This is a genomic window from Bradyrhizobium sp. HKCCYLRH1034 (assembly GCF_051168375.1).
Classification (GTDB): Bacteria; Pseudomonadota; Alphaproteobacteria; order Rhizobiales; family Xanthobacteraceae; genus Bradyrhizobium.
Genome location: NZ_JBNPUW010000001.1, coordinates 456595 through 483313, shown reverse-complemented (window position 1 = coordinate 483313; position 26719 = coordinate 456595). Strand labels below are relative to the sequence as shown.

Genomic DNA, 26719 nt, shown 5'->3' with positions numbered 1-26719 from the left:
CAGGGGCGCGGGGCGATAGGGAAGCGGATCAGCTCGCGGCGGCCGGGACCAGCGTGCCGCCGATGCTGCGGGAATGGCCGCGGAATTCGGCGATCACCGTGTCGCCTGCCGTAACGCGGACATCATAGATGCCTGAGCGCCCGCTGCGGGATACCTCGTGCGCGCGAGCAAGCAGAACGTCGCCGAGCTTGCCGGGGCGGATGAAGCTGATGCTGCCCTGCGCCGCCACGGTGCGGTCGTTGTGCGAGTTGCAGGCAAAGGCGAAGGCGGAATCGGCCAGCGTGAAGATGAAGCCGCCATGGGCGATGCCATGGCCGTTGACCATGTGCGGCTGCACCGTCATCTGCAGCGTGGCGCGTCCGGGGCCGATCTCGACGATCTGCATGCCGAGCCCCTGGCTGGCGCGATCATCCTGCCACATCGCGTCGGCGCAGGCGCGGGCGAGAGCGTCGGGGGAAAGTGTCGCCACGCCGCTCACCGTGCGGCCTCCATGCATGCGCAATGCGTCGGCCACCCCTGAGGATGCGCTTCTGAAATCACGGCGTTCTCTCCCGTCGATGCTTGTTGGAACAAGCATTCTCATCTAGTTAGGTGCGACATCGTGGCAAATATTCTGCGCGCGTCAAGCGAAAGCGCTGCCTGCGCAACGCGCGTGTTGTCTGCAACCGGAAGGATTCCCGAACGTGCCCGAAGCCGCCAATCTGGCCATGATGGCCGGTCTCGTGATCGGCCTGGTCTATGGCGTGGTGGGGCTGCTCAGCGGCTTCTGCATGATGAGCAGCCTGCGCGGCTGGTGGGCCGACGGCGACCGCCGGCTGGTGCGAACTTACGCCCTGGCGATGGGCATCGCCATCATCGCCACACAGCTGCTCGCGGCCAACGGCGCCGTCGATCTCGGCAAGTCGATCTATCTGCAGCCGACGTTCTCGGTGCCACTGATGCTCTTGGGCGGTGTTCTGTTCGGCTACGGCATGGTGCTCGCCAACGGTTGCGGTTCGCGCGCGCTGGTGCTGCTCGGCCGCGGCAATCTGCGCTCCTTCGTCGTCGTGACCGTGCTCGCGATCGCGGCGGAGATGACGTTGAAGGGCCTGATCGCGCCGCTGCGCATCGCGCTGATGCAGGGCTCGCAGACCACGGCGACCGCGACGTCGCTGCCGGCTGTGCTGTCGGTCGGTGGCCTGCATGGTGCAGCGGCGCGGCTGCTGCCGGCCCTCGGGCTCGGCGGCGCGCTGATCGTCTTCGCCCTTGCGCATGCGCCATTCCGGCGCGCGCCCGGCCAGATGCTCGCCGGCCTCGTCGTCGGCCTGCTGATCGCGGCCGGCTGGTTCGCGACCGGCACTCTCGGCGCGGACGATTTCAACCCCGTGCCGGTCGCGTCCCTGACCTTCGTCGCGCCGATCGCCGATGCCCTGCAATACATCATGCTGTCGACCGGCTCGACCGCCAATTTCGGCATCGCCACCGTGGCCGGGGTGCTCGCCGGCAGCCTCGTCACCGCGGTGGCGACGCGGCGCTTCAAGCTCGAAGGCTTCCACTCTCCGCATCACATGCTGCGCTCGGTTGGCGGCGCCGCGCTGATGGGCATCGGCGGCGTGATGGCGCTGGGCTGCTCGGTCGGGCAGGGCCTGACAGGGCTGTCGACCCTGGCGCTGCCGTCCTTCGTCGCCGTCGCGGGAATCTTCATCGGCACGGCGGCCGGCCTGCGCGGAGCTTTGCGCGTCAGGCCGCTGAAGAGCGAGCCGCAGGCCGCGCGTTAGTCTCATTGTGTCACGACCACCGTCGTTCCGGGGCAATCGTCGATGCGAAGTCGCGAAGCGGCTGCGCGTCGGCGATTGAACCCGGAATCTCGACATTGCCGGAAATGGACGCAAGACAATCTCGGGATTCCGAGTTCAAGGCCTCACGGCCTTGCCCCGGAATGCGGTGGTTGTGACTCAGTCGAATGAGCTCACTCCGTCGCGCGCGTGACGATACGGATCTCCGACGTCAGCGTCCGGTGCACCGGGCATTTGTCGGCGATCTCCATCAGCTTCCTGCGCTGCTCCTGATCGAGCGCGCCGTCCAGGTGGATCTCGCGGTCGAGCTGATCGATCAGCCCGACCTTGGTCTCGCACTCCGCGCAGTCCTCCGCATGGATCTTGCTGTGGCGCAAGGTGACCGTGATGCGGTCGAGCGGCAGGAATTTGCGGTCGGCATAGAGCCGCATCGTCATCGAGGTGCAGGCGCCGAGCGCCGCGAGCAGGAGGTCGTAGGGGCCCGGGCCGGTGTCCTGGCCGCCGACCGAGAGCGGCTCGTCGGCGGTGAGATGATGCGGGCCGAGCGCGATGGCCTGCTGCAGCTTGCTCGACCGGGTCTCGCGCACGACCACGTCGCGCGGACCATCCTTGGCTGCCGGCTCGGCGGCCGCCGGCGCGACGTAACGGCGGGCCCAGCTCGCGATCACCTCGGCGATGTAGGCTGCGTCCTCCTTCCTGCTGATGAGATGATCAGCGTGATCGAGCGAGATGAAGCTCTTCGGATGCCTAGCGGCGACGAAGATCTTCGTCGCGTTGTCGATGCCGACGGTGTCGTCGACAGGCGAGTGCATCACCAGCAGCGCCTTGTGCAGATGCTTGACCCTGTCGAGCAGGCGCTGCTCGACGACGTCGTCGAGGAACGAGCTGCTGATGCGGAACGGACGGCCCGCGAGCGAGACCTCGGCCGAGCCGTCGCGGCGGATCGCCTCGAGGCTGTCCTTGAATAGCGCGGTGACGTGGCCCGGGTCCGAGGGCGCCGCGATCGTCACCACGGCTTTCGCATCGGGAATGTCGCCGGCGGCGGCCAGCACGGCAGCTCCGCCGAGGCTGTGGCCGATCAGGATCGCCGGCGCCTGTCGGGTCTCGCGCAGATGATTGGCGGCGCGGACGAGGTCGGCGACGTTGGAGGAGAACGTCGTATTGGCGAAGTCGCCTTCGCTGGAGCCCAGGCCGGTGAAGTCGAACCGCAGCACGGCGATGCCATGCGCCGTCAGCGCCATGGCGATGCGCCGCGCCGCATGCGTGTCCTTGCCGCAGGAGAAGCAATGCGCGAACAGCGCATAGGCCCGCGGCGCGCCATCAGGCAGATCGAGCGCCGCGGAGAGCTTGTCGCCGCCTGCGCCTTCAAACTGGAAACGTTCGGTCGGCATGATGTGGTCTCCATCCGTTGCGTCTTAACCGCCGTGCGAGGCGATGACACGGCATCGTTCCCCGTTGTCATACAACAGATCTGGCCATACACGCAGACATGGTGGCGTACCCTCGCGGCCTGCACGGCCCGAGCTCTGCGGATATTCCGCCCTCTTGAAACAAGAGGGCGCAGGGAAGGTCGGGAGCCTGCCGCCCCCATGGCCCGCCTGCGGAAAAAATGCAGGCGGCAGAACCACAGGTACGGCTGAGGACATCCCGGCCTTCCCTGCGCAATGGTTGGAACGGCTTATACGTGCTCTCTCCGGGGAACGGCCTTCTTGCCCCCGTCATCGCGATGCGCGTCATCCGCACCACGACTTGACGCCAGCACCGCGGCGCCGAGACCACACGATTTCACCGTGCGCACCGGATCGTTCGTCCGCACGGAAGACCATGCTGCGACCCGTCGCGCCCACCGCATCCCGCGCTCCACGTCCGTGACGATCGCGATACGCCCCTCTGCAACGAGGCGGGATGGCGAGGAATAAATCACGATTTTCAGAAAAACGCAAGGGGAGATTATTTAGGGGGCGAGGCTGGACGTGGGACCACATGATTGACGCCAACACCTTCCGGTCAGACCGAGGGCTGTCGCATTTGACGAACGGAGTTTTGTGCCGCCTGTCTCCAGGTCGTCATGGCCGGGCTTGTCCCGGCCATCCACGCCGTTCGGCATGCTGGGAACGACGTGGATGCCCGGGACGAGCCCGGGCATGACGGAGTAACTGGTGTGATGGTTCGTTACGACGTAGGTCAATATGCGATTGGACTGCGGTCGGCCCGGACCAGCGATCGATCTCACGACCAGGCGCCGATCAGTCTCGCGGAGGCAGGAGCTCGATCTCCTGTTCGCCATGCCGGATCGCGGTCGGCAGGTCCTGCGAGACGAGATCGGTAATCCATCGGACGAGCGCCGGCAGCGCTTCGTCCTTCGCTTGCCGGCGGAGTGGGGGTAAATCCCGCTCGTGCGCGGTGCCGACCTTGATGTTGAGACGCTCGTAAGGAATGTCGCCGTCCGGCGGCCGATATCGTGCATCGAACAGACGCCTGCCGTGGCTGCGAACGAGGTGGATGCGAATGCCGCCGAGATCTCTTGCGGTCAGTGCGGCGAGGATGACGCTCGGCTTGAGAAGGTACCCATAGCCTTTGGGGATCTTGCCGGTTTCTGAGGTGAACTCCATGCTGCATCTCTGGCACGTTCGGATATCGCGGTGACCGCGCTTCGGGTCGGAAGCGATAGCATGCAGTCCGTAGGGTGGGCAAAGCGAAGCGTGCCCACCAATCTTTTCTCATCGGCGGGGCGATGGTGGGCACGACGCGTTCCGCGTCTTTGCCCGCCCTACGGCTCCGCGGGCGTGTCGATACGCGAGCCCGTCAGTCCGAATAGCGCTGCTCGGCCCATGGATCGCCGCGGTTGTGATAGCCTCGCACCTCCCAATAGCCGGGTCTGTCGGCCTCGAGAAACTCGATCGCCTTCAGCCATTTCGCGCTCTTCCAGAAATACAGATGCGGCACGACGACGCGCACGGGGCCGCCATGCTCTCCAGTCAACGGCGCGCCGGACCAGCTATGCGCGAGCAACGCATCCTCGGTCGCGAAGTCTTCGAGCGTCAGGTTCGTCGTGTAGCCGTCATAGGAATGCAGCACGACGAATTCAGCGCTGTCACGCGGCCGGCAGGCGGCGAGCAGGTCACGTGTGGCGAGCCCTTCCCATTGATTGTCGTAGCGCGACCAGGTCGTGACGCAGTGGATGTCGGAGACGAACTGGCGCTGCTCCTGGGCGAGGAAGGCGCGCATGTCCCAGAACAGCGGGTTCTCGACGGCGCCATAGACATCGAGTCGCCAGCGCTCTGATGTGACCGACGGTGTCAGGCCGAGGTCGAGCACCGGCCAGTCGCGGGTCAGATGCTGCCCCGGCGGCAGGCGCTGGTCCTCCGGCCTGATGATGCGGCCGGTCAGGAATTTGCCCTCGCGCGCCCAGCGTTCCTTGCTGCGGGTCAGCTTGCTCTCGGGCGGCAGGCTGGACTCGTCGGCCATCTCGACACCTCGTCAATTCGTGCGGGCTTTTTCGTGCGGGCTCATTCGTGCCGGTGCATCGCGGACGCATGCTTGGTGTCGCGCATGGTCGCATAGATCAGCAGCGACAGGAAGATCACGCCGGTGAGATAATAATAGAACCACGTCTCGTGCCCTATACTCTTGAAGTAGAGGGCGATCGCCGGCGCGGTGCCGCCGAACAGCGATACGGTGATTGCATAGGGCAGGCCGACACCGAGCGCGCGGACATTGGTCGGAAACAGCTCGGCCTTCACCACCGCATTGATCGAGGTGTAGCCCGCCGTGAAGATCCAGGCGCCGCAGATCAGCAGGAAAGCTGTGAACGGCTCCTTGGTGCCCTTCAGTACCGTCAGGATCGGGATCGTCGACAAGGTGCCGGCGACGCCGAAGAAGATCAGCAGCGGCTTGCGACCGATGCGGTCGGAGATCGCGCCATACAGCGGCTGCAGCACGCAGGCGAACAGCAGCGAGCCGAAGATCACCATCGTGGTCTGGTCCTCGGTGAGGCCGACCGAGAGCTTCACGAAGGTCTGCATGTAGGTGGTGAAGGTGTAGAACGCGGCGGTGCCGCCCGCGGTCAGGCCGACCACCAGCAGCAGCTCCCGCGGATATTTGAACAGGGCGGTGATCGAGCCGGAAGGGCCTACGGTCTTCTTGGCCTCCACGAAGGCTTCGGTCTCGTGCAGGTTCCGCCGCATCACCGCGACGAAGATTGCGAGGCCGGCACCGATCGCGAACGGAATGCGCCAGCCCCAGGCTCTCAATTCTTCCGGGGTCAGGAACACCTTCTGCAACAGCAAAAGCACGATGATCGCGGTGAGCTGCCCGCCGATCAGGGTGACATATTGGAAGCTCGAATAGAAGCCGCGATGCTTGGCGTCGGCGACCTCGGAGAGATAGGTGGCGCTGGCGCCATATTCGCCGCCGAGGCTGAGGCCTTCGATCACGCGGGCGAGCGCCAGGATGATCGGCGCGGCGATGCCGATGGTGGCATAGGTCGGTGTCACCGCGATGATCAGCGAGCCGAAGCACATGCAGAGCACCGAGACGGTCAGCGACAGCCGCCGGCCATGGTGATCGGCGAGATAGCCGAACAGCCAGCCGCCGAGCGGGCGCATCAGGAACGTCGCGGCGAACACGACAGCGGCGTTGAGCTGCTCGACCACCGGGTCCTTCGACGGAAAGAAGGCCGGCGCGAAGTACAGCGCGAACGCCGTATAGGCATAGAAATCGTACCACTCGACCAGGTTGCCGGCCGAGCCGATCAGGATCGCCTTGATGCGCCGCTCGACGTCGGTGAATGTGGTAGTGTCCGCGGCAGGCAGCAGCGCCTCGTCTGTCATATCCGGTCTCCGGCAAGCATGATTTGCGGCCCTTCTACGGCAGCTGCCCGGATTGCCAACAGCCGATAACGGACATGGGTCCCCTGTTCAGAGCATGGAACTCGGCGGATGGCGGCCTTGAAGAAAAGCCCCGTTCGTCGGCCATCGCGCCACGAAAGCAAGTCCCGATCCTCATGGTGAGGCGCGCCGCAAGGCGCCTCTCGAACCATGAGGCCGCCGACCAAACTAGCCCTTCGGCGCGCGCGGATCGATCGGGGTCGAGCTGGCCACGCCAAGAACATCTTCCAGCAACTTGGCGCCAGCGAGCAGCTTGGCGTCGGCGCGCGGCGCCGCGATCATTTGCAGGCCGATCGGCAGGCCCGTTTCCGTGAAGCCGCAGGGCAGCGACAGGGCTGGGCAGCAGGCCAGCGTGATCGCATAGACGATGCCGAGCCATTGCACGTAGTTGTCGAACTTCTGCCCGGCGCATTCGGCGACGTAGCGGTTCTCGACCGGGAAGGGGGGCACGATGGTCGCCGGCGCCAGCAGCAGATCATACGTCTCGAAGAACTTCACCGCGCGCGCGGTGATCGCGACGCGCTGCGCCTCGGCGCGCGCGATCTGCGCGACCGTGAGCTTCAGCCCTTCCTCGATGTTCCAGATCACCTCGGGCTTGAGCAGGTCGCGCTTGGTGCGCAGCAGCTCCGCCTTGCTCATCGCGAAGTCGAGCGCGCGCAGCACGTGGAAGCATTCATGCGCCTCGCTGAAATCGGGATGCGCCTCCTCGACGATCACGCCGAGCTCGGCGAAGCGCTGCGCCGCCTTGCGGGTGACGGCAGCGACTTCGGGATCGACGGGCGTGATGCCGAGATCGGGCGAGTAGGCGACGCGGACCGGCTTCTGGCCGGAGCGCGCGCCGGCCAGGAACGACGTCGCAGGCGAGGGCAGCGAGATCGGATCCGCGACGTGCTCGCCGCTCATCGCGTCCAAGAGCAGCGCGAGGTCCGCGACGTTGCGGGCCATCGGGCCCTGGACGGCGAGATTGCGGTCGATGGTCACCGTCGGCGTATTCGCGACGCGGCCGAAGCTCGGGCGCAGGCCGACGATGCCGCAGAAGCTGGCGGGGTTGCGCAGCGAGCCGCCCATGTCCGAGCCGTGCGCCAACCAGGCCATGCCGGTGGCGAGCGCCACCGCGGCGCCGCCGGAGGAGCCGGCCGCCGAGCGGGACGTGTCCCAGGGATTGCGCGTCGCGCCGAACACCTCGTTGAAGGTGTTGGCGCCGGCGCCGAACTCCGGCGTGTTCGACTTGGCGTAGATCACGCCGCCATTGGCTTCGAGATGCTCGACCATGAGATCGGAGCGTTCCGGAATTCGGTCCTTGAAGATCGGCGAGCCCTGGGTGGTGAGCACGCCGGCGACGTCGGTGAGATCCTTGATCGGCACGGGCAGCCCGGCCAGCACGCCGCGCTCGGCAGCCGGCTTCTGCATCAGCGCCTTGGCGTGATCGCGCGCGCGATCGAAGCACAGCGTCGGCAGCGCATTGATCTTGCCGTCGACGGCTGCGATGCGCGCTTCCAGCGCGTCGAGGCAATCCAGCGGCGTGACCTTGCCGGACTTCAACTTGTCGACGACGGCGCAGGCGCTCTCGCGGATCAATCCCTGGTCGGCCAAAGCTTAGTTCTCCTGATGGCAAGCGTCCCGGCGCTTCGCTGTAGATCACGTTTCGGCTGAGGTGGAAAGGTCGCGGCGATCAACCCCACCCTGCGCTGATGCCGCCATCGACGGTATAGATCACGCCGGAGGTGTAGCCGGCACGGTCCGAGGCCAGGAACGCCATCAGGTCGGCGATCTCGCTGACATGCGCGGGACGGCCGAGCGGCAGGCTTTTCTGGAACTCCGTGTAGCGGCTCTCGTCACCGAACAGATCGCGGGCCCGCGTCTTCAACAGGGTGACGTGACGATCGGTGCCGACCGGCCCGGGATTGATGCCGACGACGCGGATGTTGTCGGCGAGGCTCTTGGAGCCGAGCGCGCGGGTGAAGGCCATCAACGCTGCATTGCCGGCGCTGCCGCAGATGTAGTTGGCGTCGAACTTCTCGCCGGCCGCGCCGATGTCGTTGATGATCACGCCGCCGCCGCGCGCCTTCATCTGGGCATAGACCAGCCGGGTCAGGTTGATGAAGCCGAACACCTTGAGGTCCCAGGCATGCCGCCAGGCCGCCTCGTCGATCTTGTCGATCGCGCCGCCCGGAATATCGCCGGCATTGTTGACGAGAATGTCGATCTCGGACGCCTCCTGCGCCAGCCGCGCGACGTCTTCGGATTTCCGCAGGTCCACCACATGCGCGGCTGCATCGATCTGGTGCTTCGATCGGAGCTGCTCGACCAGGGCGGAAAGGCGGTCGCCGCTGCGCGCAGCGAGCCGGACGTGGCAGCCTTCCTCGGCAAAGGCTTCGGCCGCCCCGGCGCCGATTCCCTTGGACGCGCCGGTGATGAGAACGCGCTTGCCGCGCAGATGAAGGTCCATGGAGGCTCTCGCTGAGGGGAGGGAGACCGGATTGTCGGGGGCGTCAGCCATGCGGTCAATCTTGCACCGCAGCGTTGCGCTGGGCCGTCGTTTGGTCCATTCAGGCGTCGACGATTTCAGCCGGGACAGTCCGGCAGCACCATCTGAGGATCCGCTCGATGAGCAAGAAGCCCTATCGCATCGCAGTCATTCCCGGCGACGGCATCGGCAAGGAGGTCATGCCCGAGGGCATTCGCGTGATCGAGGCCGCCGCCAAGAAGCATGGCGTCGCCGTGCAGTTCGACCATTTCGACTTCTCGAGCTACGACTACTACGAGAAGCACGGCCAGATGATGCCGGACGATTGGAAGGCGCAGATTGGCGGCCATGACGCGATCTATTTCGGCGCCGTCGGCTGGCCGGCCAAGATCGCGGACCACGTCTCGCTGTGGGGCTCGCTGATCAAGTTCCGCCGCGAGTTCGATCAGTACGTGAATCTCAGGCCCGTGCGCCTGATGCCCGGCGTGCCGTCGCCGCTGGCTGGCCGCAAGCCCGGCGATATCGATTTCTGGGTGGTGCGCGAGAACACCGAGGGCGAGTATTCCTCGGTCGGCGGCCGCATGTTTCCGGACACCGACCGCGAGTTCGTGACGCAGCAGACGGTGATGACCCGCACCGGCGTCGACCGCATCCTGAAGTTCGCCTTCGAGCTTGCACAGTCCAGGCCGAAGAAGCATCTGACCTCGGCGACCAAGTCCAACGGCATCTCGATCACGATGCCGTATTGGGACGAGCGCGTCGAGGCGATGGCGAAGAACTATCCGAGCGTGAAGTGGGACAAGTACCACATCGACATCCTCACCGCGAACTTCGTGCTGCACCCGGACTGGTTCGACGTCGTCGTCGGCTCCAACCTGTTCGGCGACATCCTGTCCGATCTCGGCCCGGCCTGCACCGGCACCATCGGCATCGCGCCGTCGGGCAACATCAATCCCGAGCGCCGTTTCCCGTCGGTGTTCGAGCCGGTGCACGGCTCGGCGCCCGATATCGCGGGGCAGGGGATCGCCAATCCGATCGGCATGATCTGGTCGGGCGCGATGATGCTGGAGCATCTCGGCGAGAAGACCGCGGCGCAGTCGATCGTCGGCGCGATCGAGCGTACGCTCGCCGAGCGCACCTTGCGCACGCGCGATCTCGGCGGCAATGCCGACACGGTGGCGTGCGGCAAGGCGGTCGCGGAGATGGTGGACTAGGAACGCTGTTTGTTGTCGCCCCCGGCGAACGCCGGGTTGCATAGCCACGGTTCTTAGGGCGGGTTAGCGGAGCGTAACCCGCCTTACTCATCGTTGCTGGACGACGGCGGATTACGCTGCGCTAATCCGCCCTACGCGATTGCCACCGTCCGCTCTCGATCAATCACGCGGTATGATCCCGGCATTCGCCGGGACGACAGTGGTAGTTTAGGCGACAGCTCGACCAACAACCTCACTGCGAGGAGCGCAGCGACGAAGCAATCAGGGTCGCCGCGGGACTCTGGATTGCTTCGCTGCGCTCGCAATGACGGAGGAGAGAGCGTTTACTCTGCCGCCACCCGCCGGCAGTGCTCCCACGCGGCGTGGATCAGGTTTTCGCTCGCCTCCGGGGTGCGGAAGGCCGAGTGCGCGGACAGCGTCACGTTCGGGATCGTGGTCAGCACGTGACCGGCGGGCAGCGGCTCGGTGTTGAAGACGTCGAGGCCGGCGTGGCGGATGTGGCCGGAACGCAGGGCGTCGATCATCGCGGCCTCGTCGATGATGGCGGCGCGGGCGGTGTTCACGAAGATCACGCCCTTGCGCATCTGCGCGATGCGCTCGCGCGACAGGAAGCCGCGGGTCTCGTCGTTGAGCAGGAGGTGCAGCGAGACGACATGGCTCTGCTGCAGCAGCGTGTCGAGGTTGACGAAGTCGACGCCCGGATGGCTCTTCGGCGAGCGGTTCCAGGCGATCACCTTCATGCCGCTGCCCGACGCGATGCGCGCGACCTCGGCGGCGATGCCGCCGAAGCCGATCAGGCCGAGCGTCTTGCCGGTCAGCTGCATGCCGTCGTCGCGCAGCCAGTTGCCGGCGCGCATCTCGCGGTCCATCTGCGCGATGCCGCGCGCCGAGGCCCACATCAGCGCAATGGCGGCTTCGGCAACCGCCGTGTCGCCATAGCCCTTGATCAAATGCACGGTGATGCCGAGCTGGCTAAGCTCCTCGGGGTTCATATAGCTGCGCGCGCCGGTGCCGAGAAAGACGACGTGCTTGAGGCCCTTGCACTGCTTCGCGACCTCGGTGGGCAGGGCGGTGTGATCGACCACGCCGATCTCGGCGCCGTCGAGGATCGCCGGCCAGTCCTCCGGCTTGATGTCGGGGTTGAGATGCACGCGCATCTCGGGATCGCCCGATTTGCGCTGCCGCTCGAAGATCTCGGCCAGCGAGTCGTTGGCGTCGATGAATACTCCGCGCACGGATACCTCCTAGTTGTCCTGCCTGGCTAGTGCGGCAACAGAGGCGAACTCCCTCCCCCCTTGTGGGGGAGGGTTGGGGAGGGGGTAGCCCCGGGCGACACCGCCGTTGTGGACCCCCACCCCCGACCCCTCCCCGCAAGGGGGAGGGGAGCCCAGCGTGCCCGCGCTATTCAGGCTTGTGATTGATCATTGATATTGGAGTAGATTGAAGCAGTAGATCACGACGCCACGCCCGCCAGCGACAGGACGGTGTGCAGCAGGACATTCGCGCCGGCGGCGCAGTCGGATTGCGTCGCGTCCTCGAGCTCGTTGTGGCTGATGCCGTCCTTGCAGGGCACGAACACCATGGCGGCCGGCATGATCGTGTTCAGATTGCAGGCGTCGTGGCCCGCTCCCGACGTGATGCGCCGGTGCGAATAGCCGAGCGTGCCGGCGGCGCGCTCGACGGCATCGACCAGCTTCGGATCGAAATGCGTCGGCGGCTTGCGCCAGACCTGGTCGATCGCGATCTCGACGCGGCGCTTCTTCGCAATTTCACCCGCGGCCGCGCGCAGGCTGGCATCGAGTGCGTCCAGCGTATCGGCATTGGCGCTGCGGCAATCGATGGTGAAGGCGATCTCGCCGGGAATGACGTTGCGCGAGGGATTGGCGATGACGGCCTCGCCGATGGTCGCGACCGCGTTCGGCCCGAGCTTGAGCGCGATCTGTTCCAGGGTCAGCGCAAACTCCGACAGCGCCAGCAGCGCGTCGCGGCGCAGCGGCATCGGCGTCGAGCCGGCATGGCTCTCGAAGCCCGTGACCTTGCCGTCGTACCAGAACACGCCCTGGCCGTGGTCGACCACGCCGATGGTCTTGTTCTCGGCCTCCAGGATCGGACCCTGCTCGATGTGCAGCTCGACGAACCCGGAGAATTTCTGCGTGCCGACGGCCGTCGCGCCGCGATAGCCGATCTCGTCCAGCGCCGCGCCCACGGTCATGCCTGCGGCATCTGTCCGCGACAAAATGTCCTCGACCGTGAAGTCGCCGACATAGGCGGCCGAGGCCATCATGGCCGGCGCGAAGCGCGAGCCTTCCTCATTGGTCCAGTTGACGATGCACAGCGGCGCGTCGGTCTCGATGCCGGCGTCGTTGAGGGTGCGGATCACCTCCAGCGCGCCGAGCGTGCCCAGAATGCCGTCGAACTTGCCGCCCGTGGGCTGGGTGTCGAGATGCGAGCCGAGCCCGACCGGCGGCTTCGCCATGTCGCGCCCCTTGCGAAGTGCGAACATCGAGCCGAGCGTGTCGACGCGCACTTCGAGCCCGGCATCCTCGCAGGCTTTACGGAACCAGTCGCGGACCTGCTTGTCCTCCTGGCTCAGGGTCAGCCGCCGCACGCCGCCCTTCGGCGTGGCGCCGAACCTGGCGGTCTCGTGGATGCTGTCCCAGAGGCGGGCGGAATCGATCTGCAGATTGGTGACGGCGCGGCTCATGCTTGAATTCCCTGTACTCCGGCATCCTGTCCATCGCGCGCCGCGACGAGCCCGTCAACCGATGCAGAGGGATGGCTGGCCGTCTGCGCCGTCCGGACTGCGAGCTCGGCGACGCGCTCGATCGCGATCATCTCGGGCGACGACAGCCAGCTCGCGGTGAAGGTCAGCGGTGGAATCCTCAGGTCCGTCTTCAACTCCTGCAGGCGGCCGCTCTCGATCTCGTTGGCGACAATCGCGGCCGGAATGACGGCGACGCCGAGCCCCTCGACCGCCATGTGGATCACGGTCGCCAGCGAGGCGCTGGCGTGCAGCCGCATCGGCGGCAGATGCGGGCGGTTGAACAGCGAACGCACATTGTCATAGGGCTGGGTGTTGCGCGGAAAGGTGATGATCGGAAACCGCGCCATCTGCTCGGCGGTGACCACGCCCGTGCCGAAGCCGAGGGCAGGGCTGGCGAGGAAGCTGATCGGATAGTCGCACAGCACGCGGCTGCGGATGCCGGACTCGGAGGGCGCGCCCAGCGCGAAGGCGAGCTCGATCTCCTGCGCCAGCAGCCGCGCGTGCAGATGGGGCGTGACGTCGACCTCGATCTCCAGCGACAGATTCGGATAGCTCTCGTTGACGCTCTTGATCAGCCGCGGCAGCCAGTCGTGCACGATGGTCTCGGCGACGCCGAGCCGGAGCACGCCGCGCATCGCCGAGCGGTCGCCGACCTCGGCCAGCATCTCCGCGCGCAGGCCGATCAGCTTCTCGGCATAGACCAGCATCTGCCGGCCGCTCGCGGTCGGGGACGCCACGCGATGATCGCGGTTGAGTAGCTTGACGCCGAGCTCGCGCTCGAGCTGGGCGATGCGCTGGGAGATGGCGGGCTGGGTCGTATTGAGGCGCTGCGCCGCGCCGCGGAAGCTGCCAAGCTTCACGACCCAGAGGAAGGTCTCGATGGAACGGAAATCCAGCATCGCGCCCCGCTCGGATCAATTTGTCTTATCGATCCTGATTAAAAACGAAGATTAGACTTTATAGCATGGCTGATGTTCAGTGGGTTTGTCGAGATATTAGGCAAGTGGCACAAATGACTGTTTCTGCGGCAGTGCAGCAATCAGCCGGCGAGACGGATCTTCTCCCGAGCCATCGGGCCCGCCTGGATTATCGCGCGGGCAGGGGCTGGAGCACGGCGGGCGTCGCCAACGGCTTCGTCCAGGGCAATCTGGCTGTTATCCCCGAGCAGTACGCCGGCGCCTTCCACCGCTTCTGCCAGCTCAACCCGAAGCCGTGCCCGATCATCGGCATGTCCGATCCGGGCAATCCTTTCATTCCGGCGCTCGGCGCCGATCTCGACATCCGCACCGACGTGCCGCGCTATCGCGTCTGGCGCGATGGCGAGATGGTCGAGGAGCCGACCGATCTCATGGCGCATTGGCGCGACGACCTCGTCGCCTTCGTGCTCGGCTGCTCGTTTTCCTTCGAGGAGGCGCTGATGGCCGACGGCCTGCCGATCCGCCACATCGAGCAGGGCTGCCGCGTGCCGATGTATCGCACCAACATCGCCTGCACGCCGTCGGGGCCGTTCGCGGGGCCGATGGTGGTGTCGATGCGTCCGTTCAAGCCGGCGCAGGCGATCCGCGCGGTGCAGATCACGACGCGCTTTCCCGCCGTGCACGGCGCGCCGGTGCATCTCGGCCATCCCGACCAGATCGGCATCGCCGACATCAGCAAGCCGGACTACGGTGACCCGGTGCCGGTTGGCGCCGACGAAATTCCTGTCTTCTGGGCCTGCGGGGTGACGCCGCAGGCGGTCATCGCTGCGGCCAGGCTGCCCTTCGCCATCACCCACGCACCGGGCCTGATGCTGATCACCGATCTCAAGAACAAGGATCTCGCCGTTCTCTAATCAGGCAGCCATGCTGCTCATTGAGCCTTTACCGTCGACCTCAACCGCTTCATCGATGCGCTTTCATCAGAGGATCTTGCCATGACCATCACGCGCCGAAACGTCCTGCTTGGAGCCACCGCCGCCGCTGCGCTCGGTCCGATCGCCGCCCGCGCCCAGACGTCGGAAGTGAAGATCGGCGTCATCTATCCGTTCTCCGGCGCCAGCGCCCAGATCGGCGTCGACGCGCAGCGGGCGTTCGAGACGGCGGCCGAGATCATCAACGGCAAGTTCGACTACGACCTGCCGCTGGCCCGTACCGAGGGTCTGCCGGGCCTCGGCGGCGCCAAGATCAAGCTGGTGTTTGCCGACCACCAGGCCGACCCGCAGAAGGGCCGCGCGGAGGCCGAGCGCCTGATCACCCAGGAGAAGGTCGCAGCCGTCATCGGCTCCTATCAGAGCGCCGTCGCGGTGACGGCGAGCCAGATCTGCGAGCGTTACCAGATTCCGTATCTGTCGGCCGACAATTCCTCGCCGAGCCTGCATCGCCGCGGCCTGAAGTATTATTTCCGCGCCGCCCCGCATGACGAGATGTTCTCGCAGGCGATGTTCGACTTCTTCGACGCGATGAAGAAGAAGGGCACCAAGATCGACACGCTGGCCCTGTTCCACGAGGACACCATCTTCGGCACCGATTCGAGCAATGCTCAGCTCAAGCTCGCCAACGAGCGCGGCTACAAGATCGTCGCCGACATCAAGTACCGCGCCAACTCGCCGTCGCTGTCGGCCGAGGTGCAGCAGCTCAAGGCCGCCAATGCCGACGTGCTGATGCCGTCGAGCTACACCACGGACGGCATCCTGCTGGTCAAGACCATGGCCGAGCTCGGCTACAAGCCGAATGCGATCGTGGCGCAGGATGCCGGCTTCTCCGAGAAGGCGCTGTATGACGCGGTCGGCGACAAGCTCGAAGGCGTGATCTCGCGCGGCTCGTTCTCGCTCGATCTCGCCGCCAAGCGGCCGATGGTCGGCAAGATCAACGACATGTTCAAGGCCAAGTCGGGCAAGGACTTCAACGACTACTCGTCGCGCCAGTTCATGGGCCTGATCGTGATGGCCGACGCCATCAACCGCGCCAAGTCCACCGACGGCGAGAAGATCCGCGACGCGCTGGCCGCGACCGACATGCCGGGCGAGCAGACCATCATGCCGTGGAAGCGGGTGAAGTTCGACGAGAACGGCCAGAACAACGACGCCGATCCGGTGCTGCTGCAATATGTCGGCGGCAAGTTCGTCACCATCTTCCCGACCCAGGCCGCGGTGGCCCAAGCCACCTGGCCGATGAAGTAAGCGTCTTCGGCCCGAGGGGCGGGGAGACCATGGCGGAGCATCTGTCGTGCTCCGTCATTGCGGGGAGCGCAGCGACGAAGCAATCCAGGGGCCGCAAAGAAGGTCTGGATTGCTTCGCTTCGCTCGCAATGACGGGGAGCAAGTGAAGTGACAGCAGAAACAATCATCCAAAGTCTCGCCAGCGGCCTCTTGATGGGCCTGCTCTACGGGCTGATCGCCGTCGGCCTGGCGCTCATCTTCGGCCTGATGGACGTCGTGAACTTCGCCCACGGCGAGTTCCTGATGATCGCGATGTACGCGACCTTCTTCCTGTTCGCCTATTTCGCGCTCGATCCGCTGCTGTCGGCGCCGATCGTCGCCGCTGCTCTCTTCGTGTTCGGCGCGGTGGTCTATCTTCTGATTGTCAGATTTGCGGTCAGGGCGAAGGCCAATACCGGCATGGTGCAGATCTTCTCCACCTTCGGTCTCGCCGTGCTGATGCGCGGTGTCGCGCAGTACTTCTTCACCCCTGACTATCGCAGCATTCCGCACTCCTGGCTGGGCGGCAAGACGATCTCGATCGCCGGCATCTATCTGCCGCAGCCGCAGCTGGTCGGTGCCCTCATTGCGATCGCCGCCTTCGCCGGCCTGTACTTCTTCATCCACCGCACCGATTTCGGCCGCGCGCTGGAGGCGACGCGTGAGGATGCCGGCGCGGTGGCGCTGGTCGGCATCGACAAGAACAAGGTGTTCGCACTCGGCTGGGGCCTTGGTGCGGCGCTGGTCGGCCTTGCCGGTGCGGTCATGGCGATCTTCTTCTATGTCTTTCCCGACGTCGGCGCGTCGTTCGCGACCATCGCCTATGTGACGGTGGCGCTCGGCGGCTTCGGCAGCGTATTCGGCGCCTTTGCCGGCGGCATCGTGGTGGGCCTCGTCGAGGCCATCACCACGCTGATCCTGCCGCCGTCGCTGAAGACTGTCGGAATCTACGGGGTCTATCTCCTCGTCGTCTTCATCCGCCCGCGCGGCCTGTTCGGATCGATCTGATGGACAAGGCATTCATCCAACGCCGTCGGCGCGACCTCGTCCTCGCCGCCTTCCTTGCGGCCATCGCCGCCGTCGTGCCGTTCTTCGTCAAGGACGTCTACGTCCAGAACATCATGGTGCTCACCCTGATGTACGCGGCGCTGTCGCAGAGCTGGAACATCCTGTCCGGCTATTGCGGCCAGATCTCGCTCGGGCACGCGCTGTATTTCGGGCTCGGGGCCTACACCACCGCAATTCTGTTCACCAAGTTCGGCGTGCTGCCGTGGTTCGGCATGCTCGCCGGCGGTCTGATCTCGGCGCTGATCGCCATGGCGCTCGGCTATCCCTGCTTCCGGCTCGGCGGCCATTACTTCGTCATCGCGACCATCGTCATCGCCGAGATCACGCTGCTCTTGTTCCAGAACTGGGATTGGGCGGGGGCGGCACTCGGCATCGACATTCCGGTGCGGCGTGACTCGTGGCTGACCTTCCAGTTCACCCGCTCCAAGCTGCCGTACTTCTACTTTGCACTCGTGCTCGCCTGCGTCGCCTGGTTCGTGACCTGGTGGCTGGAGGATTCGAAGTGGGGCTATTGGTGGCGCGCGGTGAAGGACAACCCGGTCGCCGCCGAGAGCCTCGGCGTCGACGTGTTCAACTCCAAGATGGGCGCGGCGGCCGTCTCGGCCTTCCTGGTCGCGATCGGCGGCAGCTTCTATGCGCAGTTCGTGTCCTACATCGATCCTGAAAGCGTGATGGGATTCCAGTTCTCGCTCTTGATGGCGCTCCCGGCCGTGCTCGGCGGCATCGGCACGCTGTGGGGACCGATGCTGGGCGCGGTCATCCTGATCCCGCTGACCGAGTTGACCCGCTCCTTCATCGGCGGCTCCGGCCGCGGCGTCGACCTGATCGTGTATGGCGGCCTGATCGTTGCGATCTCGCTGGCGCGGCCGCAAGGTCTGGTCAGCCTGTTCTCCCGCAAGCCGAAGCCGGCCGTTCAGCCCGCGAGAGAGGCGGTGGCGTCATGACCGCGCTGCTGGAAACCCGTAAAATCACCCAGCGCTTCTCGGGCCTGACCGCCAACTCCGACGTCTCCATCAAGGTGGGGCATGGCGAGATCGTTGGCCTGATCGGTCCGAACGGCGCCGGCAAGTCGACCTTGTTCAACCTGATCGCCGGTGCGTTCAAGCCGACCGAAGGCGCCATCATCTTCGACGGCGAGGACGTCACCGCGCTGCCGGCCGCCGAACGCTGCCAGCGCGGCATCGGCCGCACCTTCCAGGTGGTGAAAAGCTTCGAAAGCATGACGGTGATCGAGAACGTCATCGTCGGCGCGCTCGTCCGCACCACCAACATGCGCGAGGCGCGGCGGAAGGCGCATGAGGTCTTGGAGTTCTGTGGCCTCGGCGCCCGCGCCGATGTGCTCGCCAGCGATCTCGTGCCTTCGGAGAAGCGGCGCCTGGAAGTGGCGCGTGCGCTCGCCACTGAGCCGAAGCTGCTGCTGCTCGACGAGGTCCTGACCGGCCTGACGCCGGTCGAGTCACAGAAGGGCGTCGAGCTCGTGCGCCGCGTGCGCGACACCGGCATCACGGTGCTGATGGTCGAGCATGTCATGGAGATCGTGATGCCGCTGGTCGATCGCGCCATCGTGCTCGATCTCGGCAAGGTGCTGATCGAAGGCAAGCCCACGGACGTCGTCCGCGATCCCAAAGTCATTTCCGCCTATCTCGGAGACCGCCATGCTGTCGGTGCGTGACATCACCACCGCCTATCAGGGCCTGGTTGCGATCTCGAATATCTCGATCGATGTCGAGAAGGGCGAGATCGTCTGCGTCGCCGGCGCCAATGGCGCGGGCAAGTCGACCTTGTTGAAGTCGATCGCCGGGGCCGAGCGGCCGCGTGCCGGCAGCATCACCTTCGACGGCAGCCGCATCGACGGCATGGCGCAGCACCTGATCACGGCCAGGGGCATCGCCTATGTGCCGGAGAACCGCCGGCTGTTCCCGCGGCTCTCGGTGCGCGACAATCTGCGGCTCGGCAGCTATCTCTATCGCGGCGAGGCCAACCGCGAGGAGCCGCTCGACTTCGTATTCACACTGTTTCCGCGGCTGTCCGAGCGGCTCGAGCAGCGCGCCGAGACCTTGTCCGGCGGCGAGCAGCAGATGCTGGCGATCGGCCGCGCTCTGATGACCCGGCCGCGGCTTCTGATGCTCGACGAGCCGTCGCAGGGCATCATGCCGAAGCTGGTCGACGAGATCTTCCAGGCCGTCAAGCGCATCCGCGACGCCGGCATGACCGTGCTGATCGTCGAGCAACGCATGGCCGAATGCCTGGAGATCGCCGACCGCGCCTACATCCTCCAGACCGGCCGCGTGCTGATGCAGGGCACGGCAGCGGAGATCAGCGGCAACAAGGATGTGCGGAAGGCGTATTTGGGGCTGTGAGGCGATATGTTCAATTGCCTGCTCTGCGTCGTTGTGTTCGCGGCGCGTAGCGAAGCCATCTAGAGTCCCGTCCGAGGCCCCTGGATCGCGTCGCTGCGCTCGCGATGACAGCGTTCGTGGAAGGCGCGGTGTCCGCCACAACCGTCATTGCGAGCGCAGCGAAGCAATCCAGGGGCCAAGGCAAAGTTCTCTTTGGCTAAGATGTCGAGCAACAGCGGCGACTGTTCGGTCAGCCGCCGCGGCTACACCATCCCCTTGCCGGCGTCGGACCCCTGGCGGCGCTGCCGCGCCTGCAGCATCAGGATCACCGACAGCGCGGCGAAGATCACGACGAAGGACACCGCCGATGTCAGCGTGCCCAGCGCGTAGATGTCGGGCTTGGTGACGGTCGTCGTCAGGCCCTGCAATTCCAGCGGAAGCGTATTCACCGAGCCGATCGCCTGGCTGGAGCGGGCGAGTTCGTCCCAGGACAGGGTGAAGCCGAACAGGCCGATGCCGACCACGGATGGCAGGATGATCGGCAGCACGACGTGGCGGAAGGTCTGCCAGGGCGTGGCGCCGAGGTCGCGTGCGGCTTCCTCCAGCCGGCCGTCGAAGCGGTTGAAGATCGCGAACATGATCAGGAGTCCGAACGGCAAGGTCCAGGTCAGATGCGCGCCGAGGCCCGAGGTGAACAGGCCCATCGCGGTGGTGTAGCCGTCTGCGAGCCAGCCGAGCCCGACATCGGCGCCGTGCTTGTTGATGAAGTCGTCGATCAGCCGGAACTCCAGCGCGATGCCGAGCGAGGTGATGATCGAGGGCATGATCAGGCTGGCGATCGCTGTGTAGAACAGGATCGAGGCGCCACGGAACGGCTTGCGGAACGCCATGCCGGCCGCGACCGACAGCACCACCGTGATTACCATCACCACGAGGCCGAGCGCCAGCGAGCGCTTGAACGCGGCGCCGATGTCGACGATGCCGCCGCCGGAAAACACCTTGCCGAACCAGGTCAGCGACACGCCGTTCATCGGAAACGTCAGGCCGCCATCCGGTCCTTGGAACGACAGGATGTAGATCGCGATCATCGGCCCGTACAGGAACAGCACATAGGCTGCGAAGAAGGCCGCAAGGATGTAGAAGGAGCGGGGGCGCTTGTCTCCCATCTCAGAGCTCCTTGCGCACGTCGACGATCCGCGTCAGCGCGGAGATGATGATGATGGTGATGCCGAGCAGGATCACGGCATTGGCCGCGGCGGCCGGGAATTGCAGTGCCGACAGCCGGGACTCGATGATCTTGCCGGCGGAGGCGATCTGCTGGCCGCCCATCACGCCGACGGTGATGAAGTCGCCCATCACGATGGTGATGACGAAGATCGAGCCGATCACGATGCCGGGCTTCGACAGCGGAATGACGATGTTGACCAGTGTCTGCCAGCCCGATGCGCCGGCATCATAGGCGGCCTCGATCAGGCGCTTGTCGATGCGGATCATCGAATTGAAGATCGGCACCACCATGAAGAACGTGAACAGGTGCACCAGCGCCAGCACCACCGAAAATTCGGAGAACAGCAGCCATTCGATCGGCTTGTTGACGATGCCCACACCTTGCAGGCCCTGATTGACGAGGCCGTTGCGTCCCAGCAGCGGGATCCAGGCGATCATCCGGATCACGTTGGAGGTCCAGAACGGGATCGTGCACAACAGCGACAGCACGATCTGCCAGGTCTTGCTGCGAACGTGGAAGGCGAGGAAATAGGCGACCCAGAAGCCGATCATCAACGTCAGGCCCCAGGTCAGCAGGCACAGCTTCAGCGTCTTCAGATAGGTCTTCAGGATCGTGCACAGTTCGGGCAGGTTGGCGACGCAGCCTTCGAAGGTGTCGGTATAGCCGCGGAAGCTGAACGCCGGGATCATCTCATATTCGTTGTAGTCCCAGGCGCTGACGACGACGACGAGCACCAGCGGCAACAGGAAGAACAGCGCGAATACCAGCATCATCGGGCCGGCCTGCAGCCACGCGATCGAGCGCTGGGTCAGCTTGCGGAAGGTGCTCTCCGCGGGCGCTACGGTGTCGGGCGAATTGTCGATCGTCACGGCCACGTGGGAAACCTGTCGTCCGGTGCGGATGTTTCGAAACGTCTGAGACGAGCTGCCGCGCCCACGACGTCGCGGGCGCGGCAGCAATGGCGGTCACATCAGGCGGCGATGAACTCGTTCCACTTGCGGACCATGTAGTCGTTCTCGTCCATGACGGCGTTCCAGCAGACGACGTTGCCCATGCGGTCCTCGTAGGAGCCGCCGTCGCGCACGGCGCCGGCCTTTTCCATCAGGGTGCCGTCGGGGGCCTTGATGTCGTTCTTCGCCGGCTTGCCTTCCATCCAGTAGCCCCACTCGTCCTCGGTCATGTTGGCCTTGGCGGTGGAGAGCACGGCCGAGTAGTAGCCCTGGCGGTTGAGATAGGCGCCGGCCCAGCCGGACAGGTACCAGTTGACGAACTCATAGGCCCAGTCGAGCTTCGGGCTGCCGCCCACCGCCTTGGAGACGCAGAAGCCCGAGGCCCAGGAGCGATAGCCTTCCTTGAGCGGCTGGAACACGCAGGGGATGCCCATCGAGCGCACCTTGGTGACGGCCGGCGACCACATCGACTGGATCACGGTCTCACCCGAGGCCATCAGGTTGACGGACTCGTTGAAGTCCTTCCAGAACGCGCGGAACTGGCCGGCCTTCTTGGCCTCGGTCAGCACCTTCATCGTCAGGTCGATCTCGGCCTTGGTCATGTTGCCCTTGTCGGCATATTTGTATTGGCCGGTCGCCTCGACGACGAGGGCGGCATCCATGATGCCAATCGAGGGAATGTTGAGGATCGAGGCCTTGCCCTTGAATTCGGGGTTGAGCAGCTCGGCCCAGGAGTTGATCGGGCGCTTGATCAGGTCGGGGCGGATGCCGAGCGTGTCGGCGTTGTAGACGGTCGGGATCAGCGTGACCCATTCGGTCGGGGTTGCCGAGAAGGTCTTGGAGTTTGCGCCGTCGAGATAGAGCACCTTCCAGGGCGCGGTGCCCTGGCCGCCGATCTTCTTGCCGTTCGGCAGCTCGCCCTTGGTGAAGACGGGCGTGATGTTGTCGAATTCCTTGATCTTGCGCGCGTCGAGCGGGAAGATGTTGCCCGACGGCACCAGCTTCTTGAGCGAGAAATATTCGGTGTCGAGCACGTCGAAGGAGTTCGGCTGGGTGATGACGCGCTTGGTGACGTCGTCGGTCGTCGCCGTGATGTATTCGATCTTGATGCCGGTGTCGGCGAGGCACTTCTTGGAGATCTCGTCGCCCTCGTTCACGGCGGTGCCGAGATAGCGCAGCACCTTGGCGTCGGCGGCGTGGACGTAGGGCGCGCTGAGCAGCGTGCCGGAGCCGGCGAGACCGGCAACGCCCGCCGCGCCCTTGAGCAGCGAGCGGCGGCTGATGGATGTCGTCTTCGATCGATCAGTCATGATCATCTCCTTGGGAAAGAACGAGCAAACGAAAATCAGGTGACCAGCTCCGCAGCCGGAGCGGCTGCGGCAGGGCGGGGCGTCAGTGCGTCAGCGAAGGCCATGTTCCAGGTGACGACGACGCGCTCGCCGATGCTGTGGGTCTGTGCATCGAACTGATCGTCGCTGAGCTGCGCCGAGATCTCGGGGCCACCGTCGGTCGCGACCGCGACCAGCACATAGGTGCCCTGATATTCGATCTTGCTGATGGTGCCGGGCACCACCGGGCCGTCGATCGCCGCATTCGGCGCCTTGAGCTGGATGCGGTCGACGCGCACGGCGAAGGTCTCGCCGTTCAGCGGGATCACGTTGTGGCCGCCGATGAAGCGGGCGGCGAATTCGGTGCGCGGATGATTGAAGATGTCGCGCGGGCTGCCCTGCTGCTCGATGCGGCCGCCATTCATCAGCACCACGAGGTCGGACAGCGCCATGGCCTCGTCCTGGCCATGGGTGACGTGAACGAAGGTGAGCCCGAGCTCGCGCTGCAGTCGCTTCAGCTCGGCGCGCATGCGCAGGCGCAGGAACGGGTCGAGCGCCGACAGCGGCTCGTCGAGCAGCAGGATCTGCGGCGAGGTGATCAGCGCACGGGCCAGCGCCACGCGCTGCTGCTGGCCGCCGGAAAGCTGCGCCGGCAGGCGGCCAGCATAGCTCTGCATGTCCACCAGCTCGAGCAGCTCGCGTGCCTTGGCGTGGCGCTCGGGCTTGGACACGCCTTTCATCTTCAATGCAAACGCGACGTTGTCGATCACCGACAGATGCGGAAACAGCGCATAGGACTGGAACATCATCGCGGTGCCGCGTCCTGCGGGCGGCAGCTCGGTGACGTTCCTGGCGCCGACGATGATGTCGCCCGATGTCGCGGATTCGTGGCCGGCGATCATGCGCAGGGTGGAGGTCTTGCCGCAGCCGGACGGGCCGAGCAGACAGCAATAGGAGCCGGCGGGAATCCGCAGGTCGATTGCGTCGACGGCGGTGACGTGACCGTACATCTTCGTCACCTTCACCAGTTCCAAGCTCGCGCCCGCCGCCATCCGCCCTCCGTCGTCCTGTCCCGTGTCGGTCATGATCGCAGCTCGCTCCGTCGGGCGCCCGCGATCCGGCCCGTCTGATGTCTGCAACGGATATGCCAAGGGTCGCCGTGGGCGCGGAGCAGCGCGTGAAGATTGCGCGTTGGATGAGATGCGCATGCAACGCTCGAAAGGGCATTCCCCGGTCCCGGCGTCAGTCCGCTCAGATGGGCCGCCGATCCGGCCAAACAGCCGCGCCCACGCCGATGTGGAGGCATTTTGCCCTGTCCTTTCGTGCTCCGGGCGTGCTCAGCGATAGGCTGCAATCGATGGTGGAAGAGCGGGGCGCATCCTCGCGCCGCGGCAGCGACGAGCTGCCGGTGTTGTCCTTGCTCGACCGATCCGTCCCTGATTGCTGCCGCAGTCGCACTTTGCCTGAATATTAGGCATCGTTGTCCTCCCGAGGCAAGGCAGCTTGATGAGCGACAAGGCGGCGCAGGCTACCTCGCATGCAGGCCAGGCTGGCGGGACGCTAGATCCGCCGCGCCCGCGATCTCGCCTGCGCGGCGGCCACCAGCATGCGCTCGGCAATGCCGCGCAGCTCGCTGACCGCGATCGGATCAGAGGCGGCGAACGCGTCATAGGAGTCGGCTGCGATCGGAAACCAGCGATAGAAGCGGGCCTCCTCGTAGAGCACGCGGACAGCGGCATCGATCTCGGCCGGCGTTGTTGCCAAATATTGCATGCCCATCCATCCGCCGGCGGGATCAGTGATGACCGTTGTGATCGGGCAGGGTGAGGCCGAAGACTTTGACCAGATCGTCGACCTGCTGCGGCGACAGCTGACGCGGGTTGAGCCCGCGCAGCAGCAGATAGAGCTTTGCGGTCTCCTCGAGCTCCTCCATCGCGAACACGGCGGCTTCCAGCGTGTCACCGGACACGACGGGCCCGTGATTTGCGAGCAGGACCGAGGCGTATTTGCCGGCGAGACCCTTGATGGCATCGGCTACCGCGGGATCGCCCGGACGATGATAGGGCACCAGCGCGGTCTGGCCGCAGCGCATCAAGTAATAAGGTGTCAGCGGCGGCAGCGCGGCGCGCGGATCGATCTCCGGCAGCATCGAGATCGCGACCGAATGGGTCGAGTGCAGATGCACGACGGCGCGCGCGACGTCGCGCGTCTGGTACAGCGCCGTGTGCAGCGGCACCTCCTTGGTCGGTGCATCGCCCGAGACCAGTCGCCCTTCGGCGTCGAGCCGCGACAAACGGGCCGGATCGAGGAAGCCGAGCGAGGCATTGGTCGGCGTCACCAGCCAGCCGCCATCATCGAGTCGCACGCTGATGTTGCCGGACGAGCCCGGCGTCAGCCCGCGCTCGAACAGCGAGCGGCCGAACCGGCAGATGGCCTCGCGAATCGCAGTTTCCGCCACGGGTCTTTCCTCGCATGTCGCTGTTTTGCCGCTTTGTCTCACGCTTTGGCAACGCGGCCAAGCCGTGATACCCAGAGTGCAGTCCGGGGCAACCGGACGTCTCCGGGAAACGCTTCAGGGATCTGCCGCATGCCGTCGCCATCGCAATTGAAAGTCGCCGTGATCGGGCTTGGCTCGATGGGATTCGGCATGGCGACCTCGCTGAAGCGCGCAGGCTTCGAGGTGACCGGATGCGACGTCTCGGCGGACGCGGTGGCGCGTTTCGTGGCCGACGGCGGCAAGGGCGCGACGACTCCCGCCGAGGCGGCTGATGGCGCCGATATCGTGGTCAGTGTCGTCGTCAATGCGGCGCAGACGGAAGCCATCCTGTTCGGCCCCGGCGGTGCTGCCGAAACCATGCCGAAGGACGCCGTGTTCGTCTCCTCCGCGACCATGGATCCTGACGTTGCGCGGCGGCTGGCGAAGCAGCTCGAAGCCGCCGGCCGGCACTACCTCGACGCGCCGATCTCCGGCGGCGCGCAGCGCGCCGCGCAAGGCGAGCTGACGATCCTGGCCTCGGGCAGCGCGGCGGCGTTTGCCAAGGCGCGGCCGGCGCTCGATGCGATGGCGGCCAAGCTCTATGAGCTCGGCGATGCCGCCGGGCAGGGCGCTGCGTTCAAGATGATCAACCAGCTTCTCGCCGGCGTGCACATCGCAGCGGCGAGCGAGGCCATCGCCTTCGCCGCCAAGCAGGGCCTCGACATCCGCAAGGTCTATGAGGTCATCACCGCCTCGGCCGGCAATTCCTGGATGTTCGAGAACCGCATGCCGCACGTGCTCGACGGCGACTACACGCCGCGCAGCGCGGTCGAGATCTTCGTCAAGGACCTCGGCATCATCCAGGACATGGCACGCAGCCATCGTTTTCCGGTGCCGGTCTCGGCCGCCGCGCTGCAGATGTTCCTGATGACGTCGGCCGCCGGCATGGGCCGCGACGACGACGCCTCTGTGGCGCGGATGTATGCGCAGGTCACCGGCACGACGCTGCCGGGCCCCTCCAAGTAGCAGCACGACGAGTATTCACG

Annotated in this window: 25 protein-coding genes; 9 read left to right on the top strand and 16 right to left on the bottom strand. The window is 65.6% G+C overall.

Annotation, left to right across the window (positions count from 1 at the left end):
• Positions 1-28: 28 nt before the first annotated feature.
• Complete coding sequence (gene paaI / locus ACQR0W_RS02175) at positions 29-496, bottom strand: hydroxyphenylacetyl-CoA thioesterase PaaI (RefSeq protein WP_409999232.1); 468 nt, start codon at positions 494-496, stop codon at positions 29-31.
• Between the two features lie 214 nt (positions 497-710).
• Between paaI and ACQR0W_RS02170 the strand changes: the two genes are divergently transcribed.
• On the top strand, positions 711-1757 hold the full coding sequence (locus tag ACQR0W_RS02170) for a YeeE/YedE family protein (RefSeq protein ID WP_315715828.1): 1047 nt from the start codon (positions 711-713) through the stop codon (positions 1755-1757).
• 191 nt (positions 1758-1948) lie between these two features.
• On the opposite strand, the gene ACQR0W_RS02165 is transcribed toward ACQR0W_RS02170, so the two are convergent.
• From ACQR0W_RS02165 to ACQR0W_RS02140, 6 genes are all read right to left on the bottom strand, one after another.
• Positions 1949-3166: a bifunctional alpha/beta hydrolase/OsmC family protein gene (locus ACQR0W_RS02165; RefSeq protein WP_316164352.1), complete on the bottom strand. Its 1218-nt coding sequence runs from the start codon at positions 3164-3166 to the stop codon at positions 1949-1951.
• A gap of 855 nt (positions 3167-4021) precedes the next feature.
• The gene (locus ACQR0W_RS02160; protein WP_315754677.1) at positions 4022-4387 is read right to left on the bottom strand and encodes a hypothetical protein; all 366 of its coding nucleotides are present in this window, start codon (positions 4385-4387) and stop codon (positions 4022-4024) included.
• 193 nt (positions 4388-4580) lie between these two features.
• Entirely contained in the window at positions 4581-5243 is a 663-nt protein-coding gene (locus ACQR0W_RS02155) for a sulfite oxidase-like oxidoreductase (protein ID WP_315715778.1), read from the bottom strand.
• Positions 5244-5284: 41 nt separating this feature from the next.
• Positions 5285-6607, bottom strand: coding sequence for an MFS transporter (locus ACQR0W_RS02150; protein WP_315826380.1), 1323 nt, complete (start codon positions 6605-6607; stop codon positions 5285-5287).
• A 225-nt stretch (positions 6608-6832) separates the two neighbouring features.
• The gene (locus tag ACQR0W_RS02145; protein ID WP_434840565.1) at positions 6833-8257 is read right to left on the bottom strand and encodes an amidase; all 1425 of its coding nucleotides are present in this window, start codon (positions 8255-8257) and stop codon (positions 6833-6835) included.
• Between the two features lie 79 nt (positions 8258-8336).
• A complete protein-coding gene (locus ACQR0W_RS02140) occupies positions 8337-9113 on the bottom strand; it encodes an SDR family oxidoreductase (RefSeq protein ID WP_316164354.1) in 777 nt (258 codons plus the stop codon).
• Positions 9114-9271: 158 nt separating this feature from the next.
• Here ACQR0W_RS02140 and ACQR0W_RS02135 point away from each other — a divergent pair, with 158 nt between their 5' ends.
• Positions 9272-10345, top strand: a complete 1074-nt coding sequence (locus ACQR0W_RS02135) for a tartrate dehydrogenase (protein WP_316164355.1) — start codon at positions 9272-9274, stop codon at positions 10343-10345.
• A gap of 323 nt (positions 10346-10668) precedes the next feature.
• On the opposite strand, the gene ACQR0W_RS02130 is transcribed toward ACQR0W_RS02135, so the two are convergent.
• From ACQR0W_RS02130 to ACQR0W_RS02120, 3 genes are all read right to left on the bottom strand, one after another.
• A complete protein-coding gene (locus ACQR0W_RS02130) occupies positions 10669-11580 on the bottom strand; it encodes an NAD(P)-dependent oxidoreductase (RefSeq protein WP_316186851.1) in 912 nt (303 codons plus the stop codon).
• Between the two features lie 218 nt (positions 11581-11798).
• On the bottom strand, positions 11799-13049 hold the full coding sequence (locus ACQR0W_RS02125; protein ID WP_316186850.1) for a Zn-dependent hydrolase: 1251 nt from the start codon (positions 13047-13049) through the stop codon (positions 11799-11801).
• Positions 13046-14008, bottom strand: coding sequence for a LysR family transcriptional regulator (locus ACQR0W_RS02120; RefSeq protein WP_315715785.1), 963 nt, complete (start codon positions 14006-14008; stop codon positions 13046-13048). Before ACQR0W_RS02120 ends, ACQR0W_RS02125 begins: the two co-directional genes overlap by 4 nt.
• 113 nt (positions 14009-14121) lie before the next feature.
• Here ACQR0W_RS02120 and ACQR0W_RS02115 point away from each other — a divergent pair, with 113 nt between their 5' ends.
• The 6 genes from ACQR0W_RS02115 to ACQR0W_RS02090 all read left to right on the top strand — a co-directional run bounded on the left by ACQR0W_RS02115 (position 14122) and on the right by ACQR0W_RS02090 (position 19712).
• The gene (locus tag ACQR0W_RS02115) at positions 14122-14940 is read left to right on the top strand and encodes a putative hydro-lyase (protein ID WP_315826375.1); all 819 of its coding nucleotides are present in this window, start codon (positions 14122-14124) and stop codon (positions 14938-14940) included.
• Between the two features lie 81 nt (positions 14941-15021).
• On the top strand, positions 15022-16266 hold the full coding sequence (locus ACQR0W_RS02110) for an ABC transporter substrate-binding protein (protein ID WP_315715787.1): 1245 nt from the start codon (positions 15022-15024) through the stop codon (positions 16264-16266).
• A gap of 147 nt (positions 16267-16413) precedes the next feature.
• Complete coding sequence (locus ACQR0W_RS02105; RefSeq protein WP_315715789.1) at positions 16414-17292, top strand: branched-chain amino acid ABC transporter permease; 879 nt, start codon at positions 16414-16416, stop codon at positions 17290-17292.
• On the top strand, positions 17292-18296 hold the full coding sequence (locus ACQR0W_RS02100) for a branched-chain amino acid ABC transporter permease (protein ID WP_315715790.1): 1005 nt from the start codon (positions 17292-17294) through the stop codon (positions 18294-18296). Before ACQR0W_RS02105 ends, ACQR0W_RS02100 begins: the two co-directional genes overlap by 1 nt.
• Complete coding sequence (locus ACQR0W_RS02095; RefSeq protein ID WP_316164358.1) at positions 18293-19024, top strand: ABC transporter ATP-binding protein; 732 nt, start codon at positions 18293-18295, stop codon at positions 19022-19024. The genes ACQR0W_RS02100 and ACQR0W_RS02095 overlap by 4 nt, the downstream gene beginning before the upstream one ends.
• Positions 19008-19712, top strand: a complete 705-nt coding sequence (locus ACQR0W_RS02090; protein ID WP_316164359.1) for an ABC transporter ATP-binding protein — start codon at positions 19008-19010, stop codon at positions 19710-19712. The genes ACQR0W_RS02095 and ACQR0W_RS02090 overlap by 17 nt, the downstream gene beginning before the upstream one ends.
• Positions 19713-19954: 242 nt before the next feature.
• On the opposite strand, the gene ACQR0W_RS02085 is transcribed toward ACQR0W_RS02090, so the two are convergent.
• The 6 genes from ACQR0W_RS02085 to otnC form a co-directional block, all read right to left on the bottom strand.
• Positions 19955-20857, bottom strand: coding sequence for an ABC transporter permease (locus ACQR0W_RS02085; RefSeq protein ID WP_315749155.1), 903 nt, complete (start codon positions 20855-20857; stop codon positions 19955-19957).
• 1 nt (position 20858) lies between these two features.
• Positions 20859-21794 carry an ABC transporter permease gene (locus ACQR0W_RS02080; RefSeq protein ID WP_316186849.1) on the bottom strand — a complete coding sequence of 312 codons (936 nt, stop codon included), beginning with the start codon at positions 21792-21794 and terminating at the stop codon, positions 20859-20861.
• Between the two features lie 95 nt (positions 21795-21889).
• Positions 21890-23179, bottom strand: coding sequence for an ABC transporter substrate-binding protein (locus tag ACQR0W_RS02075; RefSeq protein WP_315714958.1), 1290 nt, complete (start codon positions 23177-23179; stop codon positions 21890-21892).
• 35 nt (positions 23180-23214) lie between these two features.
• Complete coding sequence (locus tag ACQR0W_RS02070) at positions 23215-24249, bottom strand: ABC transporter ATP-binding protein (protein WP_315826484.1); 1035 nt, start codon at positions 24247-24249, stop codon at positions 23215-23217.
• A gap of 508 nt (positions 24250-24757) precedes the next feature.
• The gene (locus ACQR0W_RS02065; RefSeq protein WP_315749157.1) at positions 24758-24970 is read right to left on the bottom strand and encodes a hypothetical protein; all 213 of its coding nucleotides are present in this window, start codon (positions 24968-24970) and stop codon (positions 24758-24760) included.
• A 22-nt stretch (positions 24971-24992) separates the two neighbouring features.
• Positions 24993-25655: a 3-oxo-tetronate 4-phosphate decarboxylase gene (otnC, locus tag ACQR0W_RS02060; RefSeq protein ID WP_315826373.1), complete on the bottom strand. Its 663-nt coding sequence runs from the start codon at positions 25653-25655 to the stop codon at positions 24993-24995.
• Between the two features lie 120 nt (positions 25656-25775).
• On the opposite strand from otnC, the gene ltnD reads away from it, so the two are divergent.
• Positions 25776-26699, top strand: a complete 924-nt coding sequence (gene ltnD, locus ACQR0W_RS02055) for an L-threonate dehydrogenase (RefSeq protein WP_409998617.1) — start codon at positions 25776-25778, stop codon at positions 26697-26699.
• Positions 26700-26719 lie beyond the last annotated feature (20 nt).